General features: G+C 69.0%; 11 protein-coding genes. 4 read left to right on the top strand and 7 right to left on the bottom strand.

The window, feature by feature from the left end:
- Positions 1–7 precede the first annotated feature (7 nt).
- Positions 8–1129 carry a CoA transferase gene (locus ABZ027_RS30415; RefSeq protein ID WP_356773810.1) on the bottom strand — a complete coding sequence of 374 codons (1122 nt, stop codon included), beginning with the start codon at positions 1127–1129 and terminating at the stop codon, positions 8–10.
- Positions 1130–1736: 607 nt separating this feature from the next.
- Here ABZ027_RS30415 and ABZ027_RS30410 point away from each other — a divergent pair.
- A complete protein-coding gene (locus ABZ027_RS30410) occupies positions 1737–2597 on the top strand; it encodes a fumarylacetoacetate hydrolase family protein (protein WP_356773808.1) in 861 nt (286 codons plus the stop codon).
- Positions 2598–2670: 73 nt separating this feature from the next.
- On the opposite strand, the gene ABZ027_RS30405 is transcribed toward ABZ027_RS30410, so the two are convergent.
- From ABZ027_RS30405 to ABZ027_RS30395, 3 genes are all read right to left on the bottom strand, one after another.
- Positions 2671–4338, bottom strand: a complete 1668-nt coding sequence (locus tag ABZ027_RS30405; RefSeq protein ID WP_356773806.1) for a HAMP domain-containing sensor histidine kinase — start codon at positions 4336–4338, stop codon at positions 2671–2673.
- The gene (locus tag ABZ027_RS30400; protein ID WP_356773804.1) at positions 4335–5048 is read right to left on the bottom strand and encodes a response regulator transcription factor; all 714 of its coding nucleotides are present in this window, start codon (positions 5046–5048) and stop codon (positions 4335–4337) included. Before ABZ027_RS30400 ends, ABZ027_RS30405 begins: the two co-directional genes overlap by 4 nt.
- Before the next feature lie 201 nt (positions 5049–5249).
- Positions 5250–6836, bottom strand: a complete 1587-nt coding sequence (locus ABZ027_RS30395; protein WP_356773802.1) for a streptophobe family protein — start codon at positions 6834–6836, stop codon at positions 5250–5252.
- A 460-nt stretch (positions 6837–7296) separates the two neighbouring features.
- On the opposite strand from ABZ027_RS30395, the gene ABZ027_RS30390 reads away from it, so the two are divergent.
- Together ABZ027_RS30390 and ABZ027_RS30385 are read left to right on the top strand one after the other, a co-directional pair.
- Positions 7297–7878 (top strand): TetR family transcriptional regulator, encoded by a 582-nt coding sequence (locus tag ABZ027_RS30390; protein WP_356773800.1) that lies wholly within the window; start codon positions 7297–7299, stop codon positions 7876–7878.
- A gap of 56 nt (positions 7879–7934) precedes the next feature.
- Positions 7935–9452, top strand: coding sequence for a DHA2 family efflux MFS transporter permease subunit (locus ABZ027_RS30385; protein WP_356773798.1), 1518 nt, complete (start codon positions 7935–7937; stop codon positions 9450–9452).
- A 108-nt stretch (positions 9453–9560) separates the two neighbouring features.
- Here ABZ027_RS30385 and ABZ027_RS30380 read toward each other — a convergent pair whose 3' ends face one another.
- Complete coding sequence (locus ABZ027_RS30380; protein WP_356773796.1) at positions 9561–10622, bottom strand: cupin domain-containing protein; 1062 nt, start codon at positions 10620–10622, stop codon at positions 9561–9563.
- A gap of 28 nt (positions 10623–10650) precedes the next feature.
- Complete coding sequence (locus ABZ027_RS30375; RefSeq protein WP_356773794.1) at positions 10651–11649, bottom strand: TAXI family TRAP transporter solute-binding subunit; 999 nt, start codon at positions 11647–11649, stop codon at positions 10651–10653.
- A 105-nt stretch (positions 11650–11754) separates the two neighbouring features.
- Here ABZ027_RS30375 and ABZ027_RS30370 point away from each other — a divergent pair, with 105 nt between their 5' ends.
- Positions 11755–12345 (top strand): LUD domain-containing protein, encoded by a 591-nt coding sequence (locus ABZ027_RS30370; protein ID WP_356773793.1) that lies wholly within the window; start codon positions 11755–11757, stop codon positions 12343–12345.
- A gap of 37 nt (positions 12346–12382) precedes the next feature.
- Here ABZ027_RS30370 and ABZ027_RS30365 read toward each other — a convergent pair whose 3' ends face one another.
- Entirely contained in the window at positions 12383–15796 is a 3414-nt protein-coding gene (locus tag ABZ027_RS30365) for an indolepyruvate ferredoxin oxidoreductase family protein (RefSeq protein WP_356773792.1), read from the bottom strand.
- Between the last annotated feature and the right edge of the window lie 67 nt (positions 15797–15863).

Raw genomic sequence — 15863 nt, 5'->3', positions numbered from 1 at the left:
GTTGCGCTCAGTCGAGCAAATGGTTGTGCTCGCCGAGTTTTGGTGCGCCCCGCCCCACTGATCCCGGAGTGGTCGACAGCTTGGGGACGATGCCCGGCATCGGCACCATTTCCCCGCCGAGGGAGGGGTCGGCGATGCGCAGGATCATGTCCCGGGCACGAAAATGTTCATCGATGTGGATATCAGCCGCGTTGTAAATGCGGCTGGCCGGGACACCGGCCTCGTCGAGCAGCGAAAGCGCCTTTTCCGAGTCGAGTGATTCGGCCCATTCGGCGACTTCCTGATCGAGTTCGGTCTGCCGGCGAGCCCGCTCGTCGTGCGTGGCGTAGGCCTCGGGAAGGAGCCACTCCTCACGGCCGGCCGCGCGGGCGAATCGCTCGAAGACCGCGTCCTGGTTGGCTCCGATCGCAATCCACACACCGTCGGATGTCCGGTAGACGTTCGATGGCGCGATACCCGGCAGGATGGCCCCTTGCGGTTCCCGGACCACACCCATCAGCTCGTACTCCGCCGCGATCGACTCCATCAGGCTCCACATGGCCTCGTAAAGCGCGACGTCGACCATCTGGCCTGTTCCCGTCCGGTCCCGCACCCGCAAGGCGAGCTGGGCCCCGACGAATCCGTAGATGCCGGCCATCGTGTCGGCGATCGAGACGCCCACCCGCACGGGGGGCCGGCCGGGTTCGGCGGTCATGTACCGGAAGCCGCTCATCGCTTCACCGATCAGGCCGAAGCCCGCGCGGTGCTTGTAGGGGCCGGTCTGCCCGAAACCAGAAATCCGGATGAGGATCAGAGCGGGGTTCAGCTCATGCAGGATGTCCCAGCCCAGGCCCCACTTCTCCAAAGTGCCCGGACGGAAATTCTCGATGACCACGTCCGCGTCACCAAGGAGCCGCTTCACCTGTTCTCGCCCCTCGGGTGTGGACAGGTCGATGACGACCGAGCTCTTGCCTCTGCCGACGTACGACCAGTGCAGTCCCACACCGTTGTAGAGACGGCCCCAGCGCCGCATCGGGTCGCCGCCCGGAGGCTCGACCTTGACGACGTCCGCGCCGTGATCGGCAAACATCCGGCCGCAGACGGGACCCGCTATCAGGTGTCCGAGCTCAACCACCTTCAGCCCGGACAACGAACGACCGTCAGACACGTGGCCTCCGCGTGGACAAGTAAGAAGCAGTGCGTAGTTAGCATAGGAACGACTATCGGTCGACGCAAGACCGGAGACCTCGCCGTACCCGGCGGCCACCGGCAGGGACGCGCCTCACCGGGATCCTAAGCGGACAACTGTCCGCAGGTCAGGAGACTACCCTCCGATCGAAGCGACGGGAAGCACGACGTCACTGGAAAACAGACTGGAGACATGGACGGCGCGCCGAGCGGCTGCGGAAAGGGGTGCGGGACCCCCAGGCCAAGGAGGCGTGCGTCCACGGAAACGGACAACGATCCACGCGTCGCCAGCAGGTGCGAGCCGAAACTGTCATCCTGTGCCGGCTCCGCCTGCGATCTCGGCCGCCGGCCAGGGCATGAGGAGGAAGTCACCCCACCCCTCGCTGTCCGATCCCTTCATCCCTGGCGTTCCGCACGGGAGGCCGCACATCGCTGCGCGCATATTCGGATGGCGCTCGGCCATGCGGCGCGCGAAGCCCCTCGACTCGGGTCTTCCCGCTGCCTATAGTCGTTAGGCAACTCACTGCTATGTGTAATATTCACGCTGATGCCTGCGAAGGGAGACCCCTGTGAAGCTTGCCCTTTTCGACGGCGGCCGGATCGGCGTCGTCCAAGACTCCGAGATTGTGGACGTGACGTCCGCCGCTCCGGACTTTGACTCGGACTATGCCCAAAACCACTGGCTGCGTCTGTGTGCCGATTTCGACGAACTCCGGGCCCCGCTGGAGCGGGCAGCCGCAACCGGTCCGCGCATGCCGATCGAGCAAGTCCGCCTTGAGGCGCCCGTACTGAACCCGTCGAAGATCGTCTGTGCGGCGGCGAACTACGACGAACACCTCACGGAAATGGAACCCATCCTGACCGACGCCCAACGCGCGTCCGCGGCCTGGTTCCTGGCCTTCGACGTCTTCCTCAAAGCACCCAGCAGCCTCATCGGACCCGGGTGCGACATCGAGTTGCCCGACCTGCCCAACGCCATCCACCACGAGTGCGAACTCGCGCTGGTGATCGGCAAGACCGCACGGAACGTCGACCCCTCCGAGGCCCTCGACCACGTTCTCGGCTACACCATCCTCATCGACGTGACCGTCCGCGGCGACGGCGACCGCACACGCCGCAAGTCCTACGACACCTTCTGCCCCGTCGGCCCCTGGCTCGTGACCGCGGACGAGATCGGTGACCCCCAACAGCTCGACATCACCCTGGACGTGAACGGTGTCCGGCGGCAGTCCGTGAACACCAGGACGATGAAGGTCCCGATCGACCAGATGATCGCCTACGCCTCGAGCGTGATGACCCTGCAGCCGGGCGACCTCCTCACGACCGGCTCCCCTCCGGGGGTGGGCGCCATCAACGCAGGCGACCGCCTGCGCGCCCACATCGGCGGAATCGGCGAGATGCACCTGGGGGTCATCGGCCCCAAGGGCTGAGCTGCGGTCGCAGGCCGAGGAGCCGTACCGTCCGCACCACGGGTCCGGTGGCCGGGCGCCCCGCGCGGCGTCCTCACCGTGAAACCCCCTGCTCGCGCGCGCCCGCCTCCTGCGGATCGCCACCGGTCAACGCACGGCGGGCTGTCGCTTCGGGTGGATCGGCCGACGTGCGGTGGCGTGGGAGCCCGGACAGCAGGAGCCGGAAGGTTGCTCCCTGGCCGGGGGCGGCATCCACCTCGATGGTGCCCGCGTGGGCGGTGACGAGAGAGAGTGCGATGGCCAGGCCCAGGCCGGAGCCGCCGGTGGCGCGAGTGCGGGAGGTGTCCGCGCGGTAGAACCGTTCGAAAATGCGCTCGTGCTGGCCCGGTGTCAGCCCCGGGCCCTGGTCGGCGACTTCCAGGACGGCGCGGTCGGCGACGGTGCCCACGCCGATACGGATGGGGGTGCCCGGTGGTGTGTGGGTGACGGCGTTGCCGACCAGGTTGGTGACGACCTGGCGCAGCCGGGCCTCGTCGGCGAGAGCCGGGGCGGAGGCGGGTGGGCCCTCACCGGCCGGGCCGGTGAGGGTGACGGTCCGGGCCGGGTCCAGGGCGCGTATGTCGTGCAGGGCGTCCGCGGCGAGTGTGCGCAGGTCAGTGGGGGTGAGGTCGAGGTCGGGCGGGGATTCCGGCGCGTTGCGGGTCGTGGCTTTGAGTGCCTGTTCGTCGAAGCGTGCCAGCAGAAGCATGTCCTCGACGAGGCGGGTGAGGCGTTCGGACTCGCGAGCGATGCGGGCCATCGTGGCGTCGACGGCATCCCGGTCGGCGAGGGCCCCCATGCGGTGCAGGTCGGTCAGGCCCTTGATGCCGGCGAGCGGGGTGCGCAGCTCGTGACTGGCGTCGGCGACGAACCGGCTCATCCGCGCCTCGGACTCGGCGCGGGCGGCGAAGGCCGTCTCCAGCTGTCCCAGCATGCCGTTCAGCGCCCCGGCCAGTCGCCCCAACTCCGTCTTTGGGCCCGCCAGTTCAGGCACACGGCGGGAAAGGTCGCCGCCTGCTATCTCGGCGGCCGTCCGCTCGACCCGGGACAGCGGGCGCAGCCCGGAGCGCACGGCGAACCAACCCACCACGGCCAGGACCACGAGCAGAGCGAACCCGGCGGTGAGGTAGTTCTGCCACATGCGGCCCACCGTGCCGTCCACCTGCTCCATCGACGTCGCCACCACCACGCTGCCGGCGTCGGTGGCCGGCTCCATCGTGGCCTCCGACAGCAGTACACCCGTCCTCCTCGGTACAGCGATCACCCGCCAGCGTCCGTCCCCCCGCAGGCCGCGCACGGTGAACGGACGGCCGCCGCGAGCGGCGACGGCGGCCGTGTCCGGACCGGAAAGGACCGGACCCCGCGGATCCTCGGCCGGCTTCTGCGCCCCGAGGGAGTCGATGCTGCTCTCGACGGTGCCGTCCGCGGCGACGTAGGTGATGACCGGGTTGCCCAGGACGTTGGCGCGCAGGTCGGCCAGTGCCTTCGGCTGTCTCCGGTCGGCGCCGGTCTGCGCCACGTCCGGCGGCAGTACGGCGAACACCTGGGCGGTGGCGCGCAGTTGAGAGTCGACGCGCCCCTGCATGTAGCCGCGCAGGGCGTTGCCGGTGACCAGGGCGAACGCCGTGAACCCGGCCGTCAGGAGGGCGACGGCCAGTACCAGCACCCGGCTGCGCAGGGACGCGCGTGCCCGCAGCGCACGCGCCCGCTGGGGCCCGGTCATGACTTCGGTCCGCGCAGCACGTAACCCACCCCGTGCACGGTGTGGATGAGTTTGGGACCACCATTGTCGATCTTGCGGCGCAGATAGCTGATATAGGTGTCGACGATTCCGGTGTCGCCGTTGAAGTCGTAGTCCCACACCCGCTGCAGGATCTGCGCCTTGGACACCGTGCGCCCGGCGTTGGCCATCAGGAAGTGCAGCAGCCGGAACTCGGTGGGCGACAGGCGGATCGGCTCGCCCGCGCGAGCCGCCTGGACGGCCTCGGGGTCGACTTCCAGGTCGGCCACGCGCAGAACGGCGGCGGGGTCACCGCTGGTGCGGCGCAGCACGGCACGGATACGGGCGATCAGCTCCTGGAGATCGAACGGCTTGGTCACGTAGTCGTCACCGCCCAGCACCAGACCCGCGATCTTGTCCCGGGTGGCGTCCCGGGCGGTGAGGAACATGACCGGGATGTGCCCGGTGCGGGACGCGGCGGTGGGTCGCTGCTGCTCACGCAGCCGCCGGATCACCTCGAAGCCGTCCAGGTCGGGAAGCATCACGTCCAGCAGGACCAGATCCGGTGAGACCTCGCGCGCACGATCCAGGGCCTCCTGCCCCGTCCCTGCCGCGGCGACCGTGAAACCGGCGTATCGCAGGGCCGCGCACAACAGTTCCCGGACGGTGGGCTCGTCATCCACGATCAGCAGGTTCACACCCGAGGTGCTCACCGCCGGCTCGTTTCCCACGCCCGCGCCAGACAGGGCAGCGCGCTCAACAGGTGTCAAAGGAATCTCCAAGCAACCGGGATGCACTCCCGGCGCCGCCGGACACGGGATGCTACGGAAGGGGCACCGTCCACGGCGACCGGGATCCTGCAGGGAGGATACGTAAGGGGCTGTCGTCACCGCGTAAGTTCGTGGTCACCGCGCTCAACGGCGGCGCACGGCGGAGGAGATGCTGCCGAAGACTCCTGCGGCCGCGCCGACGCACCGGCCACCACGCACCACGGACAGCAAGCTGCCGACGAATCCCGCCACGGCCCCGACGAGCAGCCCGAAGACGAGGGTCCTGAGCACACTGCCGCTCAACTCGGCCCGCATGCCACCCATCTGGCTGCCGAACATACTGATGCCGAGGTTGCCGGACGCGTCGACCACCCAGGCCGCGAGGCCCAGGACGACCGCGGTGACGACACCGAACCGCTCGGCCATGCCGAAGTGTCCGGACAGCGGGCCACGGTAGGGAAGCATCGGCTGTTTGTGGCCGGGGATCGTGGCTCGGGCTGCGCGACGGGCACAGGCGGTGAGGATGAGTGCGGTCACCGCGAGTGCCACGAGCCACAGCGGCCAACCACCCGCCGACAAGGACCTCAAGTGTTCGACACGGTCGGGCTGCTGAGTCTCGCCCGTCCCGGCTGTACCACCGCCCATACCACCCATGAGAGCGGCCATCGGATTGCTGCCGTCGCTCTGCACCTGGCGCATCGCGGCCGTCCACGAGGACCCGACGCCCAGAGTGAGAAACACCGCCACGGCGTTCGGAGCGAACAACAAGGCGGCGCCTGCAGCCGAGCCGGCCCTGCCACCGGCCACCACCCCGACGAATGCCACGGCCACCCCGGGGATGGTCACAAGGAGGAGAACCGTGCGGACGACCGACGAGAGGCTCCGTCCCCAGTCGGTACGCAGTCGGTCGAGCGCGCCGCCCAGCGGCATCCCTACCCGGCGGCTGATCAGGCATCCCACACCGATCACGACGGCCACCCACAGCAACGCCCCCAGGGCCGCAAGTCCGGCGTTCACCTGGTACGCCATTGGTGACTGTGCCCCCGTGCCGCCACCGCCCATGAGGCCGCTCATACCGCCCATGCCCTCAGCCGACGGGTCACCTCCTCCCCTCATCCCGGACATCGCTCCCTGGGGCAGAGTGCCCGATCCGTGTCCGAGGCCGGCCAGGATCATGAAGATGACCATGGCCGCAGCCGCCGCGCCGGCCGCCCGTACGGCCACCTCGCTGCCGGTGAACCGCCGCTGCTGCCCCTGGCGCAGTCGCCGGGAGAAGGCGAGCCAGAGGACGACGGCGCCGACCAGCGTCACTCCGAGCGGCACCACATGCGCCGCACCGCCCATAGACATTCCCATGCCGCCATCGCCGAACATGGAGGCCATCGCGTCCGTCGAGCTGGAGTCAGCGGAGACGTCCGGACCCGCGGTGACCGAGCCTCCGACGGCCATGGCGGTCACGGCCATCGTCAACCGCCACAGCGAACCGAAGGAACTCGCGCCGAGCAACGCCAGTGCCAGTACGGACAGGGCGGCCATGGCCGCCACGGCGCACAAGGCGGCCGCCGCCCCTTCCGCCGCGTTCTGCCATGGCCCGATCAACCGCACCGGTACGGTGCGCCGCGGAGACGGTGGGTGGTTGACCTCCCGCCGCTTGCGGCCCGGCTGTGGGCTGCCGGCCGGCTTCGGACCGGGCCCGGGCCTGCTGTGAACACGGGGCGTGGTGGCAGCCATGCGGGAACACTCCGCTTCGTTCGCGGGGAGCACGCGGCGCCGAACGGGGGGGGTTCCGGCGCCGCGTGCCATGGGGACCCGCACACCTTCGCGGTTGTGGTTACGACGGTCCCGAGAGGTTCTGGGAGGTTTCTGAGCGCCGGTGGAAGAGCCGCCCAGGTCACGGGGGACACCCCGGGCGATTCACTCACCCGTTCTCAGAAACCTCCCAGAACCGCAGCCGAGCCGACTCACGCACACCGTGGCCGGCCGACATGGTGCGCCCTCTCTGCTCTGGGTCCCCTCCCGGTGCCGTCAGATCCCACGGAGAGGTCGGCGGGCAGAAGCCAGACAGCGGGCCGGTCACTCGCTGCGGAACTCGTCGGGCCACGTACGGCGGTGCGCGGTTCGGTCCACTGGAACGAACCCAGTCCGGGCACCGGAATTGCACCAGGAAGGCGATCGTGCAAACGTTGCACTTATGAGTGAAAGTGCAACCGAGCTGAAGCGAAAGTGGGTAGCGGCGCGGATCACCGGTTGCGCCCAGACGCTCGCCGAGGAGCGCGGCATCGATGGCTTCACGATGGACGATGTCGCCGAGTGCGCCGGGGTTTCACGAAGGACGCTGTTCAACTACGTGCGCGGGAAACTGGACGCGGTCCTCGGCGTGCCGCCGGAACCGGACCCCGCGCTGTTCTCGGAGTTCCTGTCGGGCGGCCCGACCGGTCAGCTCGGGGACGACGTCAAGGCGATCATTGGTGCGCTGCTGGACAGCAAGGACACCGACCCGGGTGACGTGGAGCGTGTCCGGCGCCTGATCGCTTCCGACCCCCGGCTGCACAAGGCGATGCACGACAGATTCGGCAGGGTCGCCTCGTTCTTCGCCGAGGCGATCGTGGCACGAGAGGGCCAGGATGCCGATCCGCTCCGCGGGCGAGCGGTCGCCACGGTGACGTTGACACTGTTCGACCTGGCGCTGGAGAGCTTCGTCGCCGACCCGAGGACGAGCCTGGTCGACCACTACATGCGTGTCTTCGACGGCGCAGCCGCCCTCTTCGACTGACCGCCTCTCCCCCGCTCAGCCCGTCCTCTTGAAACTTCAAGCCATGTGGAGCCGGTATGGCAACAACCACCACCCAGCAGCCGGAGAAACTCGACCGCAGCGTCATCGTCACCGGGCTCGTCGTCGTATCCGGAATGATCATGGTGGTGCTGGACTCGACGATCGTGAACGTGGCCCTGGACACGTTGAGCGGGAAGCTCGACGCGCCACTGTCCACCACCCAGTGGGTGGTCACCGGCTATCTGCTCGCGGTGGGCCTGGTCATTCCGCTTACCGGCTGGGCGATGGACCGTTTCGGGCCCAAGGCGACATGGATCACCTCCGTGACCCTGTTCGTGGCGGGTTCGGCCCTGTGCGCGACCTCCTGGTCGATCGAGAGCCTGATCGCGTTCCGGGTGCTGCAGGGCCTCGGCGGCGGCATGCTGCTGCCCGGCGGACAGGCCATCATCACCCGGGCCGCAGGACCGCAGCGCCTGGGACGCGCGATGAGCATCCTGGGTGTTCCCATGCTGCTGGGGCCGGTGTTCGGCCCTGTGATGGGGGGCCTGCTCGTCGAGTACACGAGCTGGCAGTGGATCTTCCTCGTCAATGTTCCCGTCGGTATCCTCGCCGTCGCGCTCGCGGTGTGGAAGCTGCCCGCCGGCGGCGCTCTGAGCGAGCCCGGACGCCTGGACCTGCGGGGTCTGGTCCTGCTTTCCGGCACCCTCGCCTGCCTGCTCTACGGACTCTCCCAGGCCAGCTCGCACGGCGGTTTCGGCGAGTGGAGCGTGGTCGGGTGGCTTATCGCGGGCGCCGTGGGCCTGGCCCTCTACATCTGGCACAGTCTGCGCAGGGGAGCCGCGTCGGTCATCGACGTCCGGCTGCTGGGCAACCGGCTGTTCGCCAGCGGCACCGTGGCCATCTTCCTGGTCGCCATCGGGATGTTCGGCGGCATGCTGCTGCTTCCGCTGTACTACCAGACCGTCCGCGGTGAAGGGGCACTGAACGCCGGGCTGCTGCTCGCCCCGCAGGGCCTGGGCGCGATCGTGGCGATGGTGATCGGGGGCAGGCTCACGGACCGGATCGGCGCGGGCTATGTCGTGCCCGTCGGCATCGTGCTCGGGTTGCTCGGCACCTTCCCGTTCACCCAGGTGGGCGTCGACACCTCGTACACCTGGCTGAGCGTGGCGCTCTTCGTGCGTGGCATGGGGCTCGGGGCGGTGATGATGCCGACGATCGCCGCCGCGTACACGAAGCTCAGCAGGGACGCGGTCTCGCGGGCGGCGCCGACGCTGTCGGCCATCCAGCAGGTCGGGGCGTCCTTCGGCAGCGCCGTGCTGGTGACGGCGCTGACGCAGCAGTTCACACACCAGCTCACCTCACACGGCATCCGGGCGGCCGGCGGCGGGGCCGACCAGATCAGCTCGGTGCCGCCGGAGCAGATGCGCATCGTCGGGCCGTTCCTGGCCGAGTCCTTCGGATTCGCCTTCTGGGCCACCTTCGCGCTCACGGCGGTGATCATCATCCCGGCCTTGTTCCTGCCCCGTCACGCCGCCCGCGACCGGGGCGAGGTACCGATGGCGGCCGGCATCTAGCACGCGCGTTCCGGCCGCCGATCGCAGAACGCTGATCGCCCCTGTCCGCAACAGGGGCGATCAGCGCGTGGCAAGCCACGGCCACCGGGGTCACGGGTCCATGCGCTGCTACCCGGACTCCTCCCGGTAGAGGCCGATCTTCTCCATGAGCGGCCTGTCACTGAAGTTGAACAGCACGGCGTCGGTGGCCGAGGAGGTGTTGGCATGCCGGTGCCAGGCCCAGGTGGGCACCACGAACGTGTCGCCCTTGGTCCACACGAATTCCTTGCCGTCGACGACGGTCACGCCGTCGCCCTCGATCACGTGGTAGACGGTCGAGGAGGTGTGCCGGTGCTCTCCGGCTCGCACCCCGGCGCGCAGCAGGTTGACACCGCACGACATGGTCGGTCCGATGGAGCCACCGGTCGTGGGGTTGCGGAACTCGAGGGAGACTCCGTCGAAGGGATCGCCCTCCGCGTCGCGCAGCGCGTCCAGCGCGCGACGGGTGTCGGCCCACTTGTAGTTGAACAGCGGGGAGTCCAGCCCCTCCCAGCGGGTCCATGTCGGCAGGAGCTGGCCCACACCGTAGTGCCGTATCGAGTCGCCGCTGCTGTTGACCGGCTGGGCGCCTTGCTCCAACTCCTCGTAGAAGATGCTCTCCAGCGACCTCATGAGCGGCAGATCCAGCCCGTCCAGCCAGATGACGGGCTCGTCCCCGTCGTTGCGGTGGTCGTGCCAGCGCCAGCCGGAGGTCAGCACCACGTCGCCGGGCTCGAGTTCGCACATCTCGCCGTCGACGGTCGTCGACGCGCCGCGGCCCTCCAGGATCAGCCGGAGCGCATTGATCGTGTGCCGGTGAGCGTCCGCGACCTCACCCGGCAAAACCATCTGGATCGACGCGGTGAGGGTGTGCGTGGTCCCGATCTTCGGCTCCATGCCGGGATTGATCAGGTTGAGCACCCGGCGGTCCGCCCCGTCGGCGCCGACGGGGAGCAGGTCCGCCGACTTCAGCATCGCCGGGCGGATGTCCGCCCAACGCCACAAGTAGGGCTCCATGGCCGACGAGGGCTCGGCCGGCATGAACCCCGGTTGGGTGATGAAGACCGGACTCGCATGGAAGGCGTGCACTTCGTCGACGAAGGCGACGCGTTGCGCGCCGAGGGTCTGGGGTGTGGCTTCGGTGATACTCATTCGCTCTCGTTTCCTTTCTCGACGGCGATCACATGTAGCCCCTGGAGCGGTAGAACCGCTCGGCGCCCGGGTGCAACGGGAGCTCGGTGTTCTGCCAGGTCTTCGCCAGGTCGATCGGCTCACTCAGGCCCTTGTGGATGCCCTGGGACTCGAAGAGCGTCTCCAGCTGGGGCAGCTGAGCCTCCAGACCCTGCATCATCAGGAAGACGAGCTCGTCGTCCACGTCGGCCCGGCAGAACAGCAGCCAGTCCGCGAAGTCGATCGTCGGGATGTCGGTCTCGACGCCCGGCAGCCGCCCCGCGGGGATCACGGCCCGGCGTGCGCCGTACTTCGCCTCCAGGGACGACAGGACCTCGTCCTCGATCGGCAGGAAGGTCATCGGCACGGCTTCCGTCAGCTCCAGCCAGGACTTCGACATCAGGCCCTCGTCGAAAACGGCGTCGAGTTTTCCCTCCGCGAGCAGAGCCGCCCGTCCCGTCAGACCACCGTCGGTGACCTCGAGGAAGTTCAACTGGCGTTCGCCGTAGGAGACGCTGCCTCCCCAGGCCTCGATGTCCTCGACGCTCACCCCGTACTCGGCCAGCAGCAGGTCCATGACCCAGCCCAGCGCGTGCTTCAGGTGCGTCGGGCCGGTCGAGATCCGCAGCGGGATCTTCTCCTCGAACACCTGCCGGAGCGACGTGATGCCCAGATCCGCGCGGACCGTGAGGGCGAGCTGATCGAAATGGGGGAACGCGCACAGCGCACGCAGCTCGTGCGGCCGGTCGGTGAGCCCGAAGGCGGTGACTCCGTCTGCCGCGGCCTTGGCCGTCCAGGGCGGCGACGCCATACCGAAGTCGTAGGTGCCCTCGCCCACCAGCCGCATCCCGTGAACGCTCGCGTAGCCGGTGTCCATGGTGTGGATCGAGACGGACGAACCCTCGGGAAGCGCTCCTCCGTAGCCGGTGAGGCCGAGCCCGAGCATGCTCCCGATCCTCAGCCAGTTGGCGCCGGACGTGAGCAGCCGTACCTCGATAGGAGAACTCATCAACCCTCATCTCCTTACGTCGTTAGTCAATACACTACTATGAGCCTGCAACGCGTGGCTACAACCCGCAACGCGTGACTGGGCCGACGAGAGGGAGTGCGCCCCATGCCGATGCCAGATCTGGAGTCCGTGGCCGCCAACTGCGCCGGGCGAGGGTTCAATCCCGAGGTGGTCCCCGATCGCGAAGCAGCCCTACGGCGAGTCCGTGATCTGATCCCTATGGGGGCCGACGTCACCAACGGCAGCTCGGTGACACTCCACGAGACCGGAATCATGGCCGAGCTGGAGACCTCGCGGCGCTGGCGCTGGCGCCGGGCCGAGATCTACGCCACCACGGAGCCGGAGAAGCGGGTGGAGCTGCGTCGTTGGGCGACTACCGCCGACTACATCGTGGGCAGTGTGAACGCGCTGGCCGTGACCGGCGAGGCCGTCTGCCTGGACGCGGGCGGGACCAGGGTCGGCGGCTATGCCTACGGTGCCGGGCAGGTCATCTGGATCGTCGGACGGAACAAGATCACCCCGACCCTGACGGAGGCCATCGAGCGCGTGCGCGCGTACGTCCTTCCGCTGGAGGACAAGCGCATGCGCAAGGACATGGGTCAGCCGGCCTTCGCCGGGAAGCTCCTGCTGGTCGAGCACGAGCCGCTGCCGGACCGGATCAAGCTGATCCTCGTGGACGAGGACCTCGGCTACTGAGGGCGGCGCTTCCCGACGTGCCGGCCCGCCCGCCTCGTCACTGGCCGGCACGGAACGTGTCGGCCAGACCGGAGGAAGGCCGATCGGCCGCGCCGGCCTCCAGAGCGGTCAGGATCTCGGCCTGCCTGCCCCGGTACCGAGCCACGTTGCCGAGCTTGATCTCCTCGTAGCCGCGGACCATGTCAGGCAGCCCGGCCAGCTCGTGCACGAGCGGATGGCCCGGCGCGATGCGCACTGCACGGCTGACCGCCTCGCGGTACTCGGCGATGAGCGCGCGCTCCGTGCGGCGGACGTGGTTGTGGCCGAAGGGGTCCAGCCAGGTGCCGCGGAGCGTGCGCATCGCGCGCATCGCGCGGAATGCCGGGCGGAACCACGGCCCCAGCTTGATCTTGCTGTCGATGCCGGCCGCACGGAGGATCGGCGGGTGGAGGTGGTAGGTCGCACGGGAGCCGACGCCGAACTGCGCTTCGATCTCGGCCTGCAGCCTCGGATCCAGGCTGAGCCGCGCGACCTCGTACTCGTCCTTGTAGGCCATGAGCTTGTACAGGTTCCGGGCGACCGTCTCAGCCGCGTCGGGCGATTCCCGGCGAACCTGTTCGACGAAGGCGGCGTACTGCGCGGCGTACGCCTCGCTCTGGTACTCGACCAGGTCGGGGATCCGTATGTCGAGCAGCCGGGCGAGTTCGCTGCCGGGTTCGGCCGCCACCAGCGAGCGGATCTCCGCAGGGGCGGCGTGTTCGGCGGCCGGCGGCGTGGCGGACAGGGCCGTCACCAGACCTGCCGGGTCGGCGACAGCCTGACGGCCGCGCCGGAACGCCTGGATGTTGGCGGCCACCGCCGTGCCGTTGAGCTCGATGGCTCGCTCGATGCTCGCGGCCGTGACACCCACGGCTTCGGCCTGATAGGCCGCGCCCAGCAGGAGGATGTTGGCGAACTGGTCGTCGTCGAAGAGCGCTTCGGCCAGACTGCGGGCGTCGAGGTAGTACTGGTGCCTGCTCGCCCCGTCGATGGCCGATCTGAGGGACGAGGCGCTGGGGAACGAGACGGCGGAATCGACGATCATGCTTCCCGTGGGGACCTCGGTGGTGGACACCACGGCGGTCGTCCGGGCCGCGTGGGCGGCGCGCAGGTGTTCCGGGTCCGCGCCCACGAGTGAGTCGCAGGCGAGATAGAGGTCGCACTCCCCCGCCGCCAGTTTCGCCGCCTGCTCGACGGACGACGAGGTGACCTTGATGTCGGAGACGACGGCGCCGCCCTTCTGGGCCAGCCCGGTCTGGTCGAGGGTCCGCACCTGTCGTCCGTCCAGGAAGGCGGCGGTGGCCAGGATCTGCGCGGTGGTGACCACTCCGGTGCCGCCGACGCCGGTGATGCGGACGGTGAAGTCGCTGGTGACCTGGGGGTCGGAAAAGGCGTCCGCCGGCAGTTCGGCGAAGACCCGGCGTGCGCGCCGACCGGTGGGCGTCACGGTCATGAACGAGGGGCAGTCTCCCGCGAGGCATGAGTAGTCGACGTTGCACGACGACTGGTGGATCGCGGTCTTGCGTCCGAACTCGGTCTCGACCGGCTGCACGGACAGGCAGTTGGACTTGGCCCCACAGTCGCCGCAGCCTTCGCAGACGCGTTCGTTGATGAAGACCTTGGCGGCTGGTACGGGCTCGGTGCCGCGGCGCCGCTTGCGGCGTTTTTCCGTCGCGCACTCCTGTTCGTGGATGAGCACGGTGACGCCCGGGACCTTCGCCAGCTCCTCCTGTGTGCGGAGCAGTTCGTCCCGGTGGCGGACCTCGACGCCTTTGACGGCCTTGATGCGGCGAGGAGCGTCGCTTGTGATCACCACTTTGGCTGCGCCTTCGAGCAGCAACAGCTCGGCGACCTTGTGCACCGGCAGAGCACCGACTGCGTCCTGTCCTCCGGTCATGGCGACCGCCGAGTTGTACAGAAGCTTGTAGGTGATGTTCACCCCGGCCGCGACCGCCGCGCGCACAGCCAGGCTGCCGGAGTGAGTAAACGTTCCGTCACCGATGTTCTGCACGAAGTGCTCGGCGTCGACGAAGGGCGCCATCCCGATCCACTGGGTGCCCTCACCACCCATCTGGGTCAGCCCGATCACGTCGCCGACGGCTTCCGGTTCCATGAACAGCGCCATGGTGTGGCAGCCGATTCCGGCACCGACGAGTGTTCCCTCGGGAACCTTGGTCGACGAGTTGTGCGGGCAGCCGGAGCAGAAGTAGGGGGTGCGGCTCAGCAGCGGCAGATCGATGCGGCCTCGCGGTGCGGGGGTGGGAGCCAGCTCGGCATAGCGGGCCAGCGTGCTCCGCAGTCCCCGGGCGACCTTGTCCGGGTCCAGCTCGCCGGATGCCTCGAAGAACTCCTTGCCCCGCACATCGGGGGCCTGCCGGCGGCCGTAGAGAACCTCCTTGACCGCGGACTCGATGAACGCCCGCTTCTCCTCGACCACCACGATCTCGTCCAGGCCGGCGGCGAACTCCCGGACGGTCTCGGCTTCCAGCGGGTAGACCGCGCCGAGCTTCAGCAGCCGGATGCCCAACCGGTCCAGGTCCTCCTCGGCGAGCCCGAGGATGCCCAGGGCCTGCCGGACGTCCAGGTAGGTCTTTCCCGCCGCCACGATGCCGACCCGGGCGCCGCTGCCGCTGCCTACGATGCGGTTCAGCCCGCTCGCCCGTATGTAGTCCACCGCGAGCGGCAGCCGCGTCCCGAACAGGCTCTCCTCCAGGCCGGTCAGTTCCTTGCCCAGCAGCCGGGCACTGGGCCGATGGCGATAGGCGGCCTCGGACAGCTCAGGAGGCGCCCACTCGCCGCTGACGACAGCCGTACCCGCCGTGTCGGCGACGTTGGTGACCATCTTCATCGAGGACCACAGTCCGCTGGCCCTGGAGAGCTCGACCGCGTGTCGGCCGAAGTCCAGGATGTCCTGCGCATCGGCGGGGTAGAGCACGGGGACCACGAGGTCGGCCAGGGCGCGTTCCGAGGCGCACGGCACTGTTGAGGACTTGGCGTTCGGATCGTCACCGACGAGGGCCACGGCTCCGCCGCGCGGATCCGTGCCGACCAGATTGGCATGGCGCAGGGCATCGGTCGCCCGGTCCAGGCCCGGGGCCTTGCCGTACCAGAGGCCGGTCACGCCGTCGGTGTGGGCGGCGAGGCGTGCCGTCAGCTGGCTGCCCATCACGGAGGTCAGGGCGAGTTCCTCGTTCAGACCGGGCTGGTGCACGACCCGGTACTCGCCGAGCAGGCGGCCCCGCCGTGCCAGCTCCAGGTCGAACCCGCCCAGCGGGGAGCCTTCGTAGCCGGAGACGAACGCGGACGTCTCCATACCGCTGCGGCGATCAAGCCGGGCACGGTCGAACAGGATCCGCACGAGGGCTTGAATGCCGGTGAGATAGACCCCGCCGTCTTCTTTCAGGTATCGGTCTTCGAGTGTGTACGCGACCACTGCGGAACTCCCTCAGGGGCGGTGGCGAGCATGCCCGGCGCGCACAGCGCCTTCTGCTCGGCGGGGG

This window comes from Streptomyces sp. NPDC006332 (assembly GCF_040612855.1).
Lineage (GTDB): Bacteria > Actinomycetota > Actinomycetes > Streptomycetales > Streptomycetaceae > Streptomyces.
Note: the sequence above shows the minus strand (reverse complement) of the source record. Positions and strands in the feature narration are given on the sequence as shown.

Bases quoted from the DNA above. Each gene is read 5' to 3' on its own strand.
- ABZ027_RS30385 (WP_356773798.1), top strand. From the start codon at position 7,935: ATGGCAACAACCACCACCCAGCAGCCGGAGAAACTCGACCGCAGCGTC.
- ABZ027_RS30395 (WP_356773802.1), bottom strand. From the start codon at position 6,836: ATGGCTGCCACCACGCCCCGTGTTCACAGCAGGCCCGGGCCCGGTCCG.
- ABZ027_RS30375 (WP_356773794.1), bottom strand. From the start codon at position 11,649: ATGAGTTCTCCTATCGAGGTACGGCTGCTCACGTCCGGCGCCAACTGG.
- ABZ027_RS30390 (WP_356773800.1), top strand. From the start codon at position 7,297: ATGAGTGAAAGTGCAACCGAGCTGAAGCGAAAGTGGGTAGCGGCGCGG.
- ABZ027_RS30405 (WP_356773806.1), bottom strand. From the start codon at position 4,338: ATGACCGGGCCCCAGCGGGCGCGTGCGCTGCGGGCACGCGCGTCCCTG.
- ABZ027_RS30370 (WP_356773793.1), top strand. From the start codon at position 11,755: ATGCCGATGCCAGATCTGGAGTCCGTGGCCGCCAACTGCGCCGGGCGA.
- ABZ027_RS30380 (WP_356773796.1), bottom strand. From the start codon at position 10,622: ATGAGTATCACCGAAGCCACACCCCAGACCCTCGGCGCGCAACGCGTC.